The following is a 15,829-nucleotide window of genomic DNA, read 5'->3' on the forward strand; positions in this document are numbered from 1 at the left end:
CACCGTCAGCGCGGTTCGTATCGATCGGTGATCGTCGGCTGCAAAGCGGCGGCGGCACGTTCGAGCGCGACGGCCGGGAGCGGCACGTAGTCGAGAGCTTCGGCGCTCGCGCGTCCGTTCTTTAGCGCCCATTCGAAGAACGCGATCGAGGCCCGGCTGCGCGCTGACGACGCCGCGTCCGTGCGCACGAGCACGAAGCTGGCGCCGGTGATCGGCCAACTGGCACCGTCGTGGCGGCCGATCGGCGCATCCAGCGCAGCCGCCAGCGAACTCCAATCGACCGCAGCGGCCGCGGCGCGGAACGTCGCCAGGTTCGCGCGAATCGTTTGTCCGTCTGCGTTGTCGAGCGCGGCGTCGGCGAGTCGATGCGCCTTCGCGTAGGCGTACTCGACATAGCCGAGTGAGAAGCGCGTGCGCCGCACGTACGAGGCGACGCCTTCATTGCCGGTGCCGTCTACGCCGAGCGGCCAGACCACGCGCGTGCCGGCGCCGACCGCGGTCTTCCACTCCGGCGAAACCGCGGACAGATACGAAGTCCATAAGAACGAGGTGCCCGAGGCATCGCCGCGATGCACCACCGTGATGTTCGCATTCGGCAGGGCGATGTCGGGATTGAGCTCGGTGATCGGCGGCGCGTTCCACTTGCGCACCTGGCCGAGATAGATGCGTGCGATCAGCTCGCCGCTGAGCTTCAGCGTGCCGGGCGCAATACCGGGAATGTTGACCACCGGCACGACGCCGCCGACCACCACCGGGAACTGCGCTAGGCCTTGCTCGCGCAGATCGTCGATCGACAGCGGCGCATCGGTAGTGCCGAAATCGATCTCGCCGCGGCGGATGCGCGCGATGCCCTCGCCCGAGCCGACCGCGTCGTAGCGGATCACGACGCCCGCGGCGCTCTCGTACGCCGCGGCCCACTGCCGGTACAGCGGTGCCGGAAACGTCGCGCCGGCGCCGTGCAGCACGGTCGTCTCCGCCGCCGACACGGACGCCGCCGCCAGCGCGACAGCAATCCACGATCCGATGCGCAACAACAAAGCTTTCATCGCTGGCCCGCTCACTCTGCTCGGCAGCTCGCCGTGTATTTGCCACCGCAATATGACAGTCGCGCGGCGTCACGCCGTTGTCGTTTGCGCGAACTACCGTCGGCCGCGTCATCGAGGACTCCGCCGCCGTGGCCCAGCGCAGGTCGAAGATCGCGGTCGCCATCGTTTCGATCGCCGCCCTCGCCGCCGCAGCGCCGGCGAGCGCCGGGCATCCGATGCTGACCGAGGACACCGGCACGCAAGGCGCCGGCAATTTCGAACTCGAACTCGGCCAGTCCTGGGCCCGCGACGGCGGCGACCGCGCGTTCGTGTTCCAACCGCAGCTCTCCTACGGACTTTCGCCCACGCTCGACTTGATCGTGCAGCCGTCCTGGCTGTCCAGCCGCAACGCAGGAAGCGCTCGCGTCAACGGCTTGGGCGACGCCGCGCTCGACCTCAAGTGGCGCTTCTTCGGCGACGACCCCTACTCGCTGGCGCTGCGCGCAGGCGCGACGCTCCCGATCAGTCAGCGCGGCCTGGGTCTGCCCGGCGGGACGGTCGCGACGCACGCCACCTTGGTCGCGACGGTCGATGCGGCGCCGTTCACGCTCGATGCGAATCTCGGTTATGCGCGCAATCCCGATCGCAGCGAGCTGCGGCGCGATCTCTATCACGTCTCGGTGGCTGCGCTGTACGCGTGTACCGAGCGCCTCGCCTTCGTGCTCGACCTCGACGCCGACTCCAACACCGACCCTGCGCGGACGACGTGGCCGGTCGTCGCTCTCTTCGGCGTCATCTATACCTTGCGACCCGGATTCGACCTCGACTTCGGCTACCGCGGCCATCTCAATTCGGCCGCGCCGTCGCGGCAATGGCTGTTGGGTCTCACCTATCACTGGGCGCCATGACGGCATCGAAACCAGCTCCCGAAAAGTGTCATCTCGACGAACAATTTCGTTCACGGCGGCGTAGCACGACACCAGGGCTCGCGCTAGACTCGTTCAGCTCAATCTGGCGGACTGTCTCGATCTCATGTTCGGAAGCATCCTGATCGCCAACCGCGGCGAGATCGCCTGTCGCGTGATCCGCACCTGCCGCCGGCTCGGCATCGAAACGGTCGCCGTGTACTCCGAGGCCGACGCCACCGCACAGCACGTACGTCAGGCCGATCGCGCGTATCCGATCGGCGGGCCGCGTCCGGCCGACTCCTACCTGCGCGGCGATGCGATCATCCAGGCGGCGCTCGCCGCCGGCGCCGAAGCGATCCATCCCGGCTACGGCTTCCTGTCCGAAAACGCCGACTTCGCCGACGCCGTCGCGCAGGCCGGCCTGGTCTTCATCGGCCCGCCCGGCGATTCGATGCGGCGCATGGGCTCGAAGGCCGGCGCGAAAGAACTGATGTCCGCGCGCGGCGTGCCGGTGGTGCCGGGCTACACCGGCGAAGACCAAGACCCGGCCTTGCTCGCGCGCGAAGCCGAACGCGTCGGCTTTCCGCTGATGATCAAGGCGGCTTACGGTGGCGGCGGCAAGGGCATGCGCATCGTGCGCGCGGCGAGCGAATTCGCGGCGCATCTGGAAAGCTGCCAGCGCGAAGCGCGCAACGCGTTCGGGCGCGATCGGGTGCTGCTCGAGCGTTACGTCGAGCATCCGCGCCACATCGAATTCCAGGTGTTCGGCGACAGCCACGGCAACATCGTGCACTTGAACGAGCGCGAGTGCTCGGCGCAGCGGCGCTACCAGAAGGTTTTGGAAGAAACGCCCTCGCCGTTCGTCACGCCCGAGCTGCGCGCGAAGATGGGCGAAGCCGCGGTCGCCGCCGCACGTGCGCTCGATTACGTCAACGCCGGCACGGTCGAGTTCATCGTCGGGCCGGCCGGCGACTTCTACTTCATGGAGATCAATACGCGCTTGCAGGTGGAGCATCCGGTCACCGAGATGGTGCTCGGTCTCGACTTGGTCGAGCTGCAATTGCGCGTCGCCGCCGGCGAGGCGTTGCCGGCTTCGTTGATCGGCAGCACGTCGCCGGCGAACGGCCATGCGATCGAGCTGCGCTTGTATGCGGAGGACCCCGAGCAGGGTTTCCTGCCCGGCTCGGGCAAGCTCGAGCGCCTGCGCCTGCCGGCGCCATCGCCGCACGTACGCATCGATTCGGGCGTGATCGAAGGCGATGCCGTAACGATCTTCTACGATCCGATGATCGCCAAGCTGATCGTGTGGGACCGTGACCGCCCTGCCGCGCTGCAGCGCATGCGCGAGGCCTTGGCCGCCTGCGACGTGGTCGGACCCAAATCCAACGTCGAGTTCCTCGAACGCCTGGTACGCCACCCGGCCGTGATCGAAGGCCGCATCGACACCGGCTATCTGGACCGCCACCTCGACCAATTCGTCGGGGCGGCGCAAGACAGCGCTGCGTCCGCCCGCCGCGACGCCTTGTTCGCCAGCGCCACCGCCTGGCTGCTGCACGAGGAAGCCACCGCCCCGCAGCTCGCACTCGCCTCCGGCGATCCGTACTCGCCGTGGAGCCGCGCCGACGGCTGGCGCCTCGGCCATCCGGGCAAACGCATCGTCGCCTTGCTCGACCGCGGTGAACGAATCGAGATCGCGGCGCACGGCGCGGACGGCGACTACCGGCTTGAAATCGGCAGCGAGCGCTGCAAGGTGGAGCACGCGCGCTTGCGCGCCGGCGTGCTCGCAGCGAGCTTCGACGGCGTGGCGCGGCGCTGGCACGCCAGCGTCGACGACGAGCGCATCGGCATCCACGACGGCACGCGCCGCCACCACTACGCGCATGCGCCTGCGTTCGCCTACGCGACCCAGGCCGTCGCCAGCGGTGATCGTGTGACGGCGCCGATGCCGGGCCGCATCGTCGTCGTCAAAACCCAGCCCGGAGCCGAAGTCGCCGAGGGCGAGGAGCTCTTGGTGATGGAAGCGATGAAGATGGAACTGACCCTGCGCGCACCGCGCGCCGGCACCGTCGAGGCCGTGCAAGCCGCGGCCGGCGATTTCGTCGAGGCCGATGCGGTGCTGGTCAAGCTGGCCGAGGCGGCCAAACCATGAGCCTGCCGAGCGCGGTGCGCATCGTCGAGGTCGGTGCACGCGACGGCCTGCAGAACGAAAAGACGATCATCCCGACCGCGACCAAGATCGAGCTGATCGACCGCTTGTCCGCCACCGGCTTGCGCACGATCGAGGCGACCAGCTTCGTCAGCCCGAAATGGATTCCGCAACTGGCCGACGCGGCCGAGGTGTTCGGCGGCATCGCACGCCGGCCCGGCGTCGCTTATCCGGTGTTGGTGCCGAACCTGCAAGGCTACGAGCGCGCCCGCGCGGTCGGCGCCGAGGAGATCGCGGTGTTCGCGGCCGCCTCCGAAGCATTCAGCCGCAAGAACATCAATGCGTCGATCGACGAATCGATCGAGCGCTTCGTACCGGTGCTCGAACGCGCCCGCGCCGACGGCGTGAAAGTGCGCGGCTATGTCTCGACCGTGCTCGGCTGCCCCTATCAAGGCGAGGTGCCGGTGGCCGACGTCGTGCACGTGGCGCAACGCCTGCACGCGCTCGGCTGCTACGAAATCTCGCTCGGCGACACCATCGGCATCGGCACGCCGGGCAAGGCGCGCGCGATGCTGCAAGCCGTCGCCGGCGCAGTGCCGATGGCGGCGCTGGCGGTGCATTTCCACGACACCCGCGGCCAGGCGCTGGCCAACATCCTCGCCTGTCTGGAGGAAGGCGTCGGGGTGATCGACAGCGCGGTCTCCGGCACCGGCGGCTGCCCTTACGCGAAAGGCGCCACCGGCAACGTCGCCAGCGAGGACGTCGTCTACATGCTCGACGGCCTCGGCATCGCCACCGGCGTCGACCTGCCGGCGCTGATCGCGACCGGGCTCTGGCTCAGCGCCCAGCTCGGCCGCGAGACCTCCAGCCGCGTCGCCCGCGCGAGTCTCTGAGCGGAGCGCGCCGGCGATCAGCATGGCGATCCTCACCCAAAACGGCCGGCTTGCACATTTCATTCACGCCCGCAACGCCGGCGCGGTGCTAACGTCGCCTCAACCACCAAAACCAGACTCCTGTCGGGGATGCGGCCGATGCGGGGCAGCTCGACATCGCACGAGGACGCGGGCGTGAGCGCCTGGATCGCGGCCCTGCCCGGCGGTGGTGAAGCGACCGTGACCGCGGTCGAAACCTTGCTCGATATCGCCAAGCGCAAGGAGATCGACGTCGGTGCGCGCCATGCGGTGCTCGACGCGGTACACAAGCTGCGCACGCAGGACGCCGCGGCGCTGGCGGTCGCCTCGCGCTATCGCGGCCTGCTCGAAGCGATTCCCGATGCGGTCACCGTGCACAACGAGCGCGGCGAGGTGCTCGACGCCAACATCGCCGCCTGCCGCCTGTACGGTCACTCGCGCGAAGCTCTGCTCACGCTGAGCCTGGTCGATCTCAACCCGGCGCTGCCGACCGATCACATCCAGCACGTCATCGAGACCTGCCGGCTCAACGACGCCTTCACCATCGAAACCAGCATCCGCCGCAGCGACGGTCGCGACTTCCCGGTCGAGGTGCATTCCAACGTGTATCTCGACGGCAACGAGAAGCGCGTGCTGTCGGTCACGCGCGGCATCAGCCATTGGCAACGCACCGCCACCGCGCTGCGCGACGCCGACCTGCGCTATCACTCGCTGCTCAAGCTGGTCGACAAGGGCGTGCACGTGCGCGACGCGCAGGGCCGCTACGTCTACGTCAATCCGGCTTCGCTGCAGATGCTGCAGATGCGCGAAGAAGAATTTCTGCAGGCCTCGCGCGACGCCTTCCCCGGCTGGCGCTGGTACGACGAGGAGGGCAAATCGCTGCCGCAGTCGCAGCTGCCCTCCGCGCGCGCGCTGGCCAGCGGACAGCCGGTGGAGAGCGCGCTGATCTGCGTGCTGGCGCCGCATCTGCGCGAGCTGTTGTGGCTGTCGATCGCGGCCGTGCCGATGTTTCGCGCCGGCGAGGACAAGCCCTATCAGGTCGTCGTCGCCTACGACGACGTGACCGAACTCAAGCGCATGCGCGACGTGCTCGCGCAGACGCAGCAGGCCGGCAGCATCGGCGGTTTCGAGTACTCGCTGAGCGGCGACCACTTGCTCTGGACCGACGAGATGTATCGCTTGTTCGACCTGCCCGTCGACACGCCGATGACGCTCGAACGCGCGATGGACTTGATCCCGAACGGCCGCGAGGTGGTCGCGCAGGACGTCGAGGCGGCGCAGCGCGGCGAATCGCGCCAGCGCGAATACGAAATCGTCACCCCGCTCGGCCGCCACCGCTGGCTCGGCGTCGCCACGCACCCGCTGCGTCGCGGCGGCATCGTGTGGGGCGTTTCCGGCATGTGCCAGGACATCACCTCGCGCAAGCAACTGGAGATCGAGCTGCGCCGCAAGGCGATCAGCGATCCGCTGACCGGCCTGCCCAACCGCGAGGCGATCGTCGACGAACTCAATCGGCAGATCATCGCCACGCGCGACCAGACCGGCCCGAGCCTGCTCTACGTCGACCTCGATCGCTTCAAGATCATCAACGACATCCTCGGCGCCAATGCCGGCGACCGTCTGCTCGCCGCCGCCGGCGAGCGCCTGCTCGAATGCCTGCCCGCCAACGCGCGTTGCGGCCGCTTCGCCGGCGACGAGTTCCTGGTGGTGCTGCCGCGCGCGACGCGCGAGGAGCAGGCCAGCGAGATCGCCGAGACGATCAACAGCCGCTTCCGCCGGCCGTTCGAGCACGCCGGCGAGGACTACGTCATCACCGCCTCGATCGGCATCGCGCGGCATCCGCAGGACGGCCGCAGCGCGCAGCAGCTGGTGCAGCACGCCGACGCCGCGATGAGCGAGGCGAAGCGGCGCGGCCGCAACACTTGGCAGGCCTTCTCGGTCGCGACCGGACGCCGCATCGAGAACAACCTCGCGATCGAGAACCAGCTGCGCCACGCGCTTGATCGCGGCGAGCTGGCGCTGCAGTACCAGCCGCAAGTCGACCTCGTCACCGGCGCCCTGGTCGGCGCCGAAGCGCTGCTGCGCTGGAACCACCCGCAGCGCGGCAAGCTGCTGCCGCTCGCCTTCGTGCAGCACGCCGAGAGTTCCGGCGACATCGTGCCGATCGGCGCCTGGGTCATCGACGAAGCCTGCCGCACCCTGCGCGAATGGCGCGACGCCGGCGTGGCGATGCCGCGCATCGCGGTCAACGTGTCCTACCGGCAGCTGCTCAACGACTCCTTTCTCGATTCGGTGATTTCGGCGCTGCGCCGCTACGAACTCTCGGGCGACTCGCTCGAGATCGAGATGATCGAGCGCATGCTGGTCGAGGACACGCCGGACACGACACAAATGTTCAAGGATCTGCGCGCGGTCGGGGTGAAGATCACGATCGACGATTTCGGCGAGGGTTACTCCTCGCTAAACTACCTGCGCCGCCTGCCGGTCGACGCGCTCAAGATCAGCTACGAATTCGTGCGGCGCATTCCGGCCAGCGCCGCCGACACCGCGATCTGCGAGGCGATCATCCGCGTCGGTCGCGGCCTTGGCCTGGGCATGGTCGCCGAGGGCGTGGAGACCGAGCAGCAGCGGCAGTTCCTGCTCGCGCAAGGCATGCGCATCGGCCAGGGGCATTTGTTCAGCCCGGCGCTGGACTCGCTCGACTTCGCCGCGTTCGCACGCCGCAACGGCTTCACCTGAGCCGCCGCGCCGTCGGCGCCCGCTCGCGGTCTTATACTCGCCGCTCTTTCGCTGCGAACGATCCGATGCCCGCCAAACTCGCCCCGGACCGCCATCGCGGCCTGATCATCGCGGCCGGCGATCTGCGCCTCGACGCGCAGGCGCAACGGCTGCTGACCCGCCTCCTCGCCTTGATCGGCACGCAGCCGCGCGTCGTCGCGCTGCTGCCGGCCGACGCGGCCGAGGACGACGGCGAGCTCGACGAGGCGCTGTATCAGGCCGGCGCCGGCGAAGTGCGCCGGCAAGTGCTGCAAGCACGCGCCGACGGTGATCAGCGCGTTCTGCTCGACGCGGTCGAGCACGCTCACCTGACCCTGCTGTTGGCCGAACAGCCGTTGCGGCTGTCGACTCTGATCGGCGGCACCCAGCTCGCGCGCGCGATCCGCCGCCGCAATGCCGAGGGCATGGCCGTGCTCGGCTGCGCCGCCGGTGCCGCGGTGTTGTGCGAGCACATGCTCGCACACGGCAGCGAAGGCGCGACGCCGCGCAGCGGCGGCGCCAGCCTCGCACCCGGGCTCGGCCTGACCAATCGCATCGTGGTCGACCAAGGCGGTCACGCCAGCGACCGCATCGGCCGCCTGCTCGCGGCACTGGCGCTCAATCCGTTCGCGCTCGGGCTCGGCCTCGACGCCGCCACCGCCGCGGTGATCGGCCCGGACAACGTGCTCGAAGTGATCGGCAACGGCGGCGTGACCCTGATCGACCCGGCCGAAATGCGCGATTCCAACGCGGCCGAACTCGAACCCGGCGCGCCGATCCGCATCACCAACCTGCGCCTGCACGCGCTCACCGGCGGCGCGCGCTACGACCTCGACTTCCGCCGCACGGTCGACTGAGCGGCGCGGCCATCGGCGTCGGTTAGAATCCGCGCCCGTTCTTCGGCAGGAAACCTCCCATGCAGCTCGATCAGGTCAAGGCAGTCATCACCGGCGGCGCGTCCGGGCTCGGCTTCGCGGTGGCGAAGCATCTGGTCGAACGCGGCGGCCGCGTCGCCCTGCTCGACGTCAACGACGACAAGGGCGCCGCCGCTGCACGCGAGCTCGGCAGCGCCGCGAGCTACTTCCGCGCCGACGTGACACAGGAGGAAGGCGTCGTCGCCACGCTGGCGCAGGCGCAGGCGCAGCTCGGCGGTCTCAACGTGCTGGTCAACTGCGCCGGCGTGCTCGGCGCCGGTCGCGTGCTCGGCAAGGAAGGCCCGATGCCGCTGTCGACCTTCGCCACCACCGTCACGATCAACCTGATCGGCAGCTTCAACGTGTCCAAGGCCGCGGCCAACCTGATGCAGCACAACGCGCCCGGCGAAGACGGCGAACGCGGCGTGATCGTCAACACCGCCTCGGTCGCCGCCTACGAAGGCCAGATCGGCCAGGCCGCCTACGCGGCGTCGAAAGGCGGCGTGGTCGGCATGACCTTGCCGATGGCGCGCGAGTTCGCCCGCATCGGCGTGCGCGTGATGACGATCGCGCCCGGCGTGTTCCACACCCCGATGGTCGACGGCATGCCCGAGCAGGTGTACCAGTCGCTGTGCGCGCAGGTGCCCTACCCCTCGCGCCTGGGCAAGCCGGAGGAATACGCCGACACGGTCGCCTTCATCCTGCACAACCGCTATCTCAACGGCGGCACCATTCGCGTCGACGGTGCGATTCGGCTGCAGCCGAAGTAAAGCCGGGATTGGGGATTCGGGATTGGGGATTGGCGCAAGCAAAAAGCCACGACCCGATTGTTCCGAACCACCCGATCCTCAGGCTCTAACGAATCCCCAATCCCAAATCCCCAATCCCGGCTCCTCCCCCATGAAAGCTTCTGAAATCAAGAAAGGCAACGTCGTCGAACACGAGGGCAAGGTCTACCAGATCCGCGACATCGACCGCAGCTCGCCGCAAGGCCGCGGCGGCAACGTGACGTACCGCTTCATCATGTATTCGGTGCCCGGCGGACAGAAACTCGACCTGTCGCTGCGCGCCGAAGACGATCTCAAGGAAACCGAGCTGACGCGCCGCGCCGTCGGTTACTCCTACAAGGACGGCGATGCCTTCGTCTTCATGGACGCCGAGGACTACACGCAATACACGCTCGACGCCAGCGCGATCGGCGACGCCGCCAACTACGTCGTCGACGGCATCGAAGGCTGCTACATCCAGCTGATCGACGATGCGCCGGTGGCGCTGCAGCTGCCGCAATCGGTGGTGCTCGAAGTGGTCGACACCGCGCCGGAACTCAAAGGCGCCAGCGCGACCAAGCGCCCGAAGCCGGCCAAGCTCTCGACCGGCATCGAGATTCTCGTGCCCGAATACATCACGATCGGCGAGAGGATCACGGTCAATACGACGACGGGGGAGTTTTCCGGGCGGGCTTGATGTAGCAACGGATAGGCTAAGCCGCGCTACATATGCCGCACGAAGGTCGGCGTGAACTCCCGCTTACTACGCAAATGACGGCGTCTCGGCGGGGAGTCGCCTTTCACTGCCCAACCGGCGTTACATCCGTGAAGAGTCTTACGACAGCTTAAGGCTGGTCGCGTGGACGTCCATCGCAGCGCGATGCCCATCAGGGCATCGCGCCGCTCATCCGATCACACCACGCGACGACGTACCGCCACGCCGGCACCGGCCAGCGCCAGCGCGGCCAGTTCGACTTCGAGCATCCACTCGCTGTTGACCGGCGTCGGCACGGCGCTGACGTTGCCACCCGGCGCGAGATTCAACGCGGCGGTGAGGTCGCCCATCGGCGGCGCGCCGTTGGCGCTGAGTGCGGCGTCACGCGCGGCCAGGCCCGGCAGCTGCGGCAGATCGAACACGTGCGTGATCAGCCGCAACGCGGAGGCGGTGTCGTATTGCGTGTGGTCGACGAAACCGCGCTTGGCGAACGGCGAAGCGATGATCGCCGGAATGCGCGTGCCCGGGCCCCAGCGGTCGCCCTTCGGCGGCGCGACGTGGTCCCACCAGCCGCCGTTTTCGTCGTAGGTGACGACGACGACCATGTTCGCCCACTGCGGGCTCGCTTCCAGGTGCGCGATGAGGTCGGCGATGTGCGCGTCGCCGTCGGCGATGTCGGCGTAGCCGGCGTGCTGGTTCTGCTTGCCTTCCGGTTTGTAGAAGGTCACCGCCGGCAAGGTGCCGGCGTCGATGTCGTGCAGGAAGGCGGCGCCGTCGAGGCCGCCGTCGCGCAGATGCGCGCTGCGCGCCGCGGTGCCGGGCGCGAGATCGGCGTAGTAGTTGAACGGCTGGTGGTGGAACTGGAAGGCCACGTTCGCCGGCGCGGTGTGGTCGAGCGCGGCCTGCCAGGCGCCGGCGTACCAGGCCCAGTCGACACCCTTCTGCGTCAGCAGGTCGCCGATGTTCTGCGCCGTCTGCGGGCTGAGCGTGTTGGGTTTGTTCGGATCGGCCAGGGTCGGATCGCCACCGTTAGCCGGCGCGTTCGACGAAGGCTGATACGGCGGCTGCATCGTGTTGACGCCGTAGAAGTCGGGCGTGAGCACCGAGTCGTTGACGTACTTGGGCGTGCCGTCGATCGCCGAAGCGGGGCTGGCCGGATCGATCTGCAGCGAGACGCCGTCCGGGTTGACCGCCGAGATGTTGGAGGCGAACTGGGTCTGGTTGTCGCGCGTCTTGAAGTCGAACGGCGCGCAGGCGCAGATCAGGTACTGGTGGTTGAGAAAGGAACCGCCGAACGCGCCCTGGAAGAAGTTGTCGGCCAGCACGTAGCGCTGCGCGACGCCCCACATCGCCATCGACTCGGCATGATCCCAATGCCCCATCACTTCGCCGCCGGCATCGCTCCAGGCGGCGAATTTGTCGTTCTTGCCGCCGTCGATCTGCATCTGGTTGTTGTAGAAGCGATGCACCAGATCGTGCAGCTTGTAGCTGAAATCGACGCCGTAGCCGGCCGGATCGTCGAGCGCGAACGGCTGGTTCGGATGCCCGCGCGTTTCCTCGGTCGGAATCTGGGTCGCATCGGACGGGTCGGTCAGGCCGTTGCCGGCGATCGGCGGCAGCGCCGCCATCGGCGTGCCGTCGCGGTCGAGCTGGGTCGCCTGCTCGGCGCTGACGTTGTTCAGACCGTTCGCGCCGGGGAAACGACCGTACAAATGATCGAAGCCACGGTTTTCGGCGTAGATCACGACGATCGTCTTGATCTGGTCGAGGCCCTCGGCCTTGGTTTCGGCTTGCGCGGGCGCTGCGAAAAGGCCGCTCGTCAAAGCGACGCCGATGGCTAGCGTCAAAGCTCGCTGGTGCATTGGGAAAACCCTGTAGGGACGGAGAAGGAAGCGGCGCCGGACTGCCGACCCTGTCACGCTATGCCTGCTTTTTGTCGCTTCTGTTGCAGCGAAGGTGAAACAAACTTCATCCACCGTGTCGCACCGCCGACCGCCGCGCTCGCCTAGGATCGCGCCGCCGCGGCTTTCGCCTGGCGGCTCACCAGCCACGCCTTTCACGTCCTGCCGCCTGCCCGTGCGCCTTCCGATCGTCCTCCTCGTTCTTGCAAGCCTGCTCGCTACGACAGCAGCGGCCGCGGCAGCGGCGCCAGCGCGCGATCCGGCGTTCCACCGCGCCGCCCTGCTGCGCGAGGTCGGCCGGCGCATCTTTTCCGATCCGCGCTATTCGGCTTCGGGAAAACAATCCTGCGCCAGCTGTCATGCGCCGGCGCTGCGCTACAACCCGCCCAATGCGCTGGATGCGCAGCGCGGCGGCGATCGCCTGCAGCAACAGGGATTGCGCGCACCGCCGACCCTGACCTACCTCAATCGCATACCGCCCTACAGCAATCACTTCCACGATTCCGACGAAGAAGGCGACGAGTCGGTCGATGCCGGCCCTACCGGCGGCCTGACCTGGGACGGCCGCGTCGATCGCGGCGAGAACCAGGCGCGCCTGCCGCTCTTGTCGGAGCTGGAGATGGCCAATCGCGTCGCCGATATCGCACGCGCGATCCGCAGCGCCGACTACGCACCCTCGTTGCGTGAAGCGCTCGGCGAGCACGCGCTGGAGCAGGACGACGACGCGTTCACCGCGGTGGTGCGTGCGCTCGGTGCGTTCGAACAGGACTACGACGAGTTCAATCCCTACACCAGCAAATACGATGCGTATCTCACAGGCCGCGCCAAGCTCAGCGCCGCCGAGCAGCGCGGCCTGATACTGTTCGAAGACGAAGACAAGGGCAACTGCGCCGAGTGCCACATCAGCCGGCGCGCGCTCGACGGCACCGCACCGGCGCTGTCGGACTACGGCCTGATCGCGCTCGGCGTGCCGCGCAACCCCAAGCTGCCGCGCAACGCCGATCCGGCCTTCTTCGACCTCGGCGCCTGCGGCCCGGAGCGCAAGGACAAGGCCGGCCAGGCCGACTACTGCGGTTTGTTCCGCACGCCGACCCTGCGCAACGTCTCTTTGCGCAAAACCTTCTTTCACAACGGCAAGTTTCACAGCTTGCGCGAGGTCGTCGAGTTCTACGTCACGCGCGACATCACGCCCGCGCGCTGGTACTCCAAGGACAGCAACGGCCGTACGATCGCCTACGACGATTTGCCGGCCGAATACCAGGCCAATCTCAATCGCGATGCACCGTTCGACAATCAGAAGCCCGGCGCGAAGCCGCGTTTGGATGCACGCGAAATCGACGACGTCGTCGCGTTCCTGCGCACTCTGACCGACGGCTATCTCAAGCAGAATCCGTATCGTGCCGAGCGCGCGCATCCCGTCGCGCACTCGGCTCAGGCCGAACGTTGAGCTAGGTGCGCGGCGTTCGCGCGAGCCATTTGCGCGCCATCCGCCGCAACGACTCGTCGACACCTGCGCCTTCGGCCAGCTCGGCGATCTCGCGCCAGGCCAGCGCGTGCGATTCCTCGCTGACGACGAAGTCCTCGCTGCCGCGCGCGTGCACGACGTAGCGCACGTCGTAGTGCCAATGCTCGGGCACCTCGCCGCGCGCGGGGATGCGATGGCGGTCGAGATCGAAGATCGCGGGTTCCACTTCGAGGTCGCTCAGCCCGGATTCTTCTTCCGCCTCGCGCAGCGCGACGCTGGCGAGGTCGGCGTCGCCGTCGGCATGTCCGCCGAGTTGCAGCCAGCGCTCGAGCTTGCGGTGATGCGTGAGCAGCACGCGCCGCCCGACCGCATCGACCAGCCAGGCCGAGCCGGTCAGATGGCCTTCGAGCAGATTTCTCGAAGCAGCGTCTACGCGGGTCGCCATGAACGAACGAAATACTTCGACCGCAGACGACTCGTGCGGATGAGCTTGCGCGTAGACATCGAGCGCGGCCAGCCAATGTCTTTGATGAATCGGCAAGTTTTGCCGCTTAGCAGCATTTTCGACCATGGCTTCCGTTTGCTTGCCGCCCTGTCGGGGGTCGCGTATTTTACCGCCGCGTGCAGGTCGGCGAAGGTCGGTTGCGCGCACACTTCCAGCGGCGGCAGAGGCTTGCGAATCCTGCCCCGCTCCATGCTCGAGTACGGCAACCTGTTGAGGGGACGCGATGATTTTCTGGCGAGTCAAACCGCTTGATCAGATTCTTGAAACGGCAGAAAAGAAATCGCTGAAACGACAACTTGGCGCGCTCCAGCTGACCCTGCTCGGGGTCGGCGCGGTGATCGGCACCGGTATCTTCGTACTGACGGCGGAAGCCGGGCAGAAAGCCGGCCCGGGCATGATGGTCGCGTTCGTGATCGCCGCCACGGTGTGTGCCCTGGCCGCCCTCGCCTACGCCGAGCTCGCCTCGATGCTGCCGGTTTCCGGCTCGGCCTACACCTACACCTACGGCGTGCTCGGCGAGTTCATCGCCTGGATCGTCGGTTGGGCGCTGGTGCTCGAATACGCGATCGGCGCGGCGGTGGTATCGGTCGGCTGGTCGGGCTACATGAACGGCTTGCTCGCGCATACCGACTTGTTCGGCCTGGTCCAGCCCGGCGCGCTGGCACTGCCCGAATTCCTGCGCAGCGGGCTTTACACCGGCGGCACCTTCAACCTGCTCGCGTTCCTGATCTCGCTGGCGGTGACCTATCTCCTGGTCATCGGCACCTCCAAGAGCGCGCGCGTCAATTCCGTGCTGGTCGCGATCAAGATCGTCGCGCTGACCGTGTTCATCCTGATCGCAGTGCCCGCCGTGAAGAGCGCGAACTTCGAGCCGTTCCTGCCCGGCGGCTGGGGCAGCCCGCTCGGCGGCGCCGGCGTGCTCGGCGCGGCCGCGTCGATCTTCTTCGCCTACGTCGGCTTCGACGCGGTCTCCACCGCGGCCGAGGAAACCAAGAATCCCAATCGCAACATCCCGATCGGCCTGATCGGCTCGCTCGGCATCTGCACGATCTTCTATCTGCTGGTCGGCTACGGCGCGGCCGGCTCGGTCGGTGCACAGCCGATTCTCGGACCCGACGGCATGCCGCTCGATCCGGGCAGCGAAGCGATGGCGGCCGCCTGCGCCGCCTCCGAAGCCTTGGTCTGCAGCAAGGAACCGCTGGCGCACGCATTGCGCATGCTCGGCTTTTCCTCGATCGGCAACTGGATCGGCGTCGCCGCGATTCTCGCGCTGCCGTCGGTGATCCTGATGATGATGTTCGGCCAGACGCGCGTGTTCTTCACGATGTCGCGCGACGGCCTCTTGCCCGAAGTGCTGTCGAAAGTGCATCCGCGCTTCCACACCCCGCACGTGATCACGATCATCACCGGCGTGGTGGTTGCGATCTGCTCGGCGCTGTTCCCGGTCGGCAAGCTGGCCGACACCTCCAACTCCGGCACCTTGCTCGCCTTCGCGATGGTGTCGATTGGCGTGTTGATCCTGCGCAAGCAGCAGCCGAACCGTCCGCGTCCGTTCCGCACGCCGATGGCCTGGCTGGTCTGCCCACTCGCCGTGTTCGGCTGCATCCTGCTGTTCGTCAACCTGAGCATGACCGCGAAGCTCGTGTTCGTGACTTGGGCGGCGATCGGCCTCGTCGTGTATCGCTCGTACGGCTATCGCCGCAGCCAGCTGTCCGCCAACAACGCCCTCTGACCATGCCTCGCAGGTCATCCTGACCGCGAAGCCGGCATCCCGGTGCCGGCTTCGCGCCATGCTGTGCAACGCGCCGACGGAAT

12 protein-coding genes are annotated in these 15,829 nt (G+C 67.7%); 9 read left to right on the forward strand and 3 right to left on the reverse strand.

The window, feature by feature from the left end:
* Nucleotides 1-5 precede the first annotated feature (5 nt).
* Nucleotides 6-1,046 carry a phosphate ABC transporter substrate-binding protein PstS gene (gene pstS, locus AC3QL3_RS12715; protein ID WP_492894127.1) on the reverse strand — a complete coding sequence of 347 codons (1,041 nt, stop codon included), beginning with the start codon at nt 1,044-1,046 and terminating at the stop codon, nt 6-8.
* A 128-nt stretch (nt 1,047-1,174) separates the two neighbouring features.
* Between pstS and AC3QL3_RS12720 the strand changes: the two genes are divergently transcribed.
* The 7 genes from AC3QL3_RS12720 to yeiP all read left to right on the forward strand — a co-directional run bounded on the left by AC3QL3_RS12720 (nt 1,175) and on the right by yeiP (nt 10,125).
* Nucleotides 1,175-1,933 carry a transporter gene (locus AC3QL3_RS12720; protein ID WP_492894129.1) on the forward strand — a complete coding sequence of 253 codons (759 nt, stop codon included), beginning with the start codon at nt 1,175-1,177 and terminating at the stop codon, nt 1,931-1,933.
* A gap of 124 nt (nt 1,934-2,057) precedes the next feature.
* On the forward strand, nt 2,058-4,082 hold the full coding sequence (locus tag AC3QL3_RS12725; RefSeq protein ID WP_492894131.1) for an acetyl/propionyl/methylcrotonyl-CoA carboxylase subunit alpha: 2,025 nt from the start codon (nt 2,058-2,060) through the stop codon (nt 4,080-4,082).
* A gap of 2 nt (nt 4,083-4,084) precedes the next feature.
* Complete coding sequence (locus tag AC3QL3_RS12730) at nt 4,085-4,972, forward strand: hydroxymethylglutaryl-CoA lyase (RefSeq protein ID WP_492898928.1); 888 nt, start codon at nt 4,085-4,087, stop codon at nt 4,970-4,972.
* Between the two features lie 174 nt (nt 4,973-5,146).
* Nucleotides 5,147-7,729, forward strand: a complete 2,583-nt coding sequence (locus AC3QL3_RS12735; protein WP_492894133.1) for a sensor domain-containing protein — start codon at nt 5,147-5,149, stop codon at nt 7,727-7,729.
* 65 nt (nt 7,730-7,794) lie between these two features.
* Nucleotides 7,795-8,604, forward strand: a complete 810-nt coding sequence (locus AC3QL3_RS12740) for a cyanophycinase (protein WP_492894135.1) — start codon at nt 7,795-7,797, stop codon at nt 8,602-8,604.
* Between the two features lie 59 nt (nt 8,605-8,663).
* Nucleotides 8,664-9,431, forward strand: a complete 768-nt coding sequence (locus tag AC3QL3_RS12745) for an SDR family NAD(P)-dependent oxidoreductase (RefSeq protein ID WP_492894137.1) — start codon at nt 8,664-8,666, stop codon at nt 9,429-9,431.
* 130 nt (nt 9,432-9,561) lie between these two features.
* A complete protein-coding gene (yeiP, locus tag AC3QL3_RS12750; protein WP_492894139.1) occupies nt 9,562-10,125 on the forward strand; it encodes an elongation factor P-like protein YeiP in 564 nt (187 codons plus the stop codon).
* 215 nt (nt 10,126-10,340) lie between these two features.
* Here yeiP and acpA read toward each other — a convergent pair whose 3' ends face one another.
* Nucleotides 10,341-11,966: an acid phosphatase gene (acpA, locus tag AC3QL3_RS12755; RefSeq protein WP_492894141.1), complete on the reverse strand. Its 1,626-nt coding sequence runs from the start codon at nt 11,964-11,966 to the stop codon at nt 10,341-10,343.
* A 253-nt stretch (nt 11,967-12,219) separates the two neighbouring features.
* Between acpA and AC3QL3_RS12760 the strand changes: the two genes are divergently transcribed.
* Nucleotides 12,220-13,491, forward strand: a complete 1,272-nt coding sequence (locus tag AC3QL3_RS12760) for a cytochrome-c peroxidase (RefSeq protein WP_492894143.1) — start codon at nt 12,220-12,222, stop codon at nt 13,489-13,491.
* A 1-nt stretch (nt 13,492) separates the two neighbouring features.
* On the opposite strand, the gene AC3QL3_RS12765 is transcribed toward AC3QL3_RS12760, so the two are convergent.
* On the reverse strand, nt 13,493-13,954 hold the full coding sequence (locus tag AC3QL3_RS12765) for an NUDIX hydrolase (RefSeq protein ID WP_492894145.1): 462 nt from the start codon (nt 13,952-13,954) through the stop codon (nt 13,493-13,495).
* A 283-nt stretch (nt 13,955-14,237) separates the two neighbouring features.
* Between AC3QL3_RS12765 and AC3QL3_RS12770 the strand changes: the two genes are divergently transcribed.
* Complete coding sequence (locus tag AC3QL3_RS12770) at nt 14,238-15,746, forward strand: amino acid permease (RefSeq protein WP_492894147.1); 1,509 nt, start codon at nt 14,238-14,240, stop codon at nt 15,744-15,746.
* Nucleotides 15,747-15,829 lie beyond the last annotated feature (83 nt).

Source organism: Dokdonella sp. GW821-FHT11D02, from assembly GCF_058808595.1.

Coding starts and splice junctions, on each gene's coding strand:
- yeiP (WP_492894139.1), top strand. CDS start 9,562: ATGAAAGCTTCTGAAATCAAGAAAGGCAACGTCGTCGAACACGAGGGC.
- AC3QL3_RS12740 (WP_492894135.1), top strand. CDS start 7,795: ATGCCCGCCAAACTCGCCCCGGACCGCCATCGCGGCCTGATCATCGCG.
- AC3QL3_RS12770 (WP_492894147.1), top strand. CDS start 14,238: ATGATTTTCTGGCGAGTCAAACCGCTTGATCAGATTCTTGAAACGGCA.
- pstS (WP_492894127.1), bottom strand. CDS start 1,046: ATGAAAGCTTTGTTGTTGCGCATCGGATCGTGGATTGCTGTCGCGCTG.
- AC3QL3_RS12765 (WP_492894145.1), bottom strand. CDS start 13,954: ATGGCGACCCGCGTAGACGCTGCTTCGAGAAATCTGCTCGAAGGCCAT.
- AC3QL3_RS12745 (WP_492894137.1), top strand. CDS start 8,664: ATGCAGCTCGATCAGGTCAAGGCAGTCATCACCGGCGGCGCGTCCGGG.
- AC3QL3_RS12725 (WP_492894131.1), top strand. CDS start 2,058: ATGTTCGGAAGCATCCTGATCGCCAACCGCGGCGAGATCGCCTGTCGC.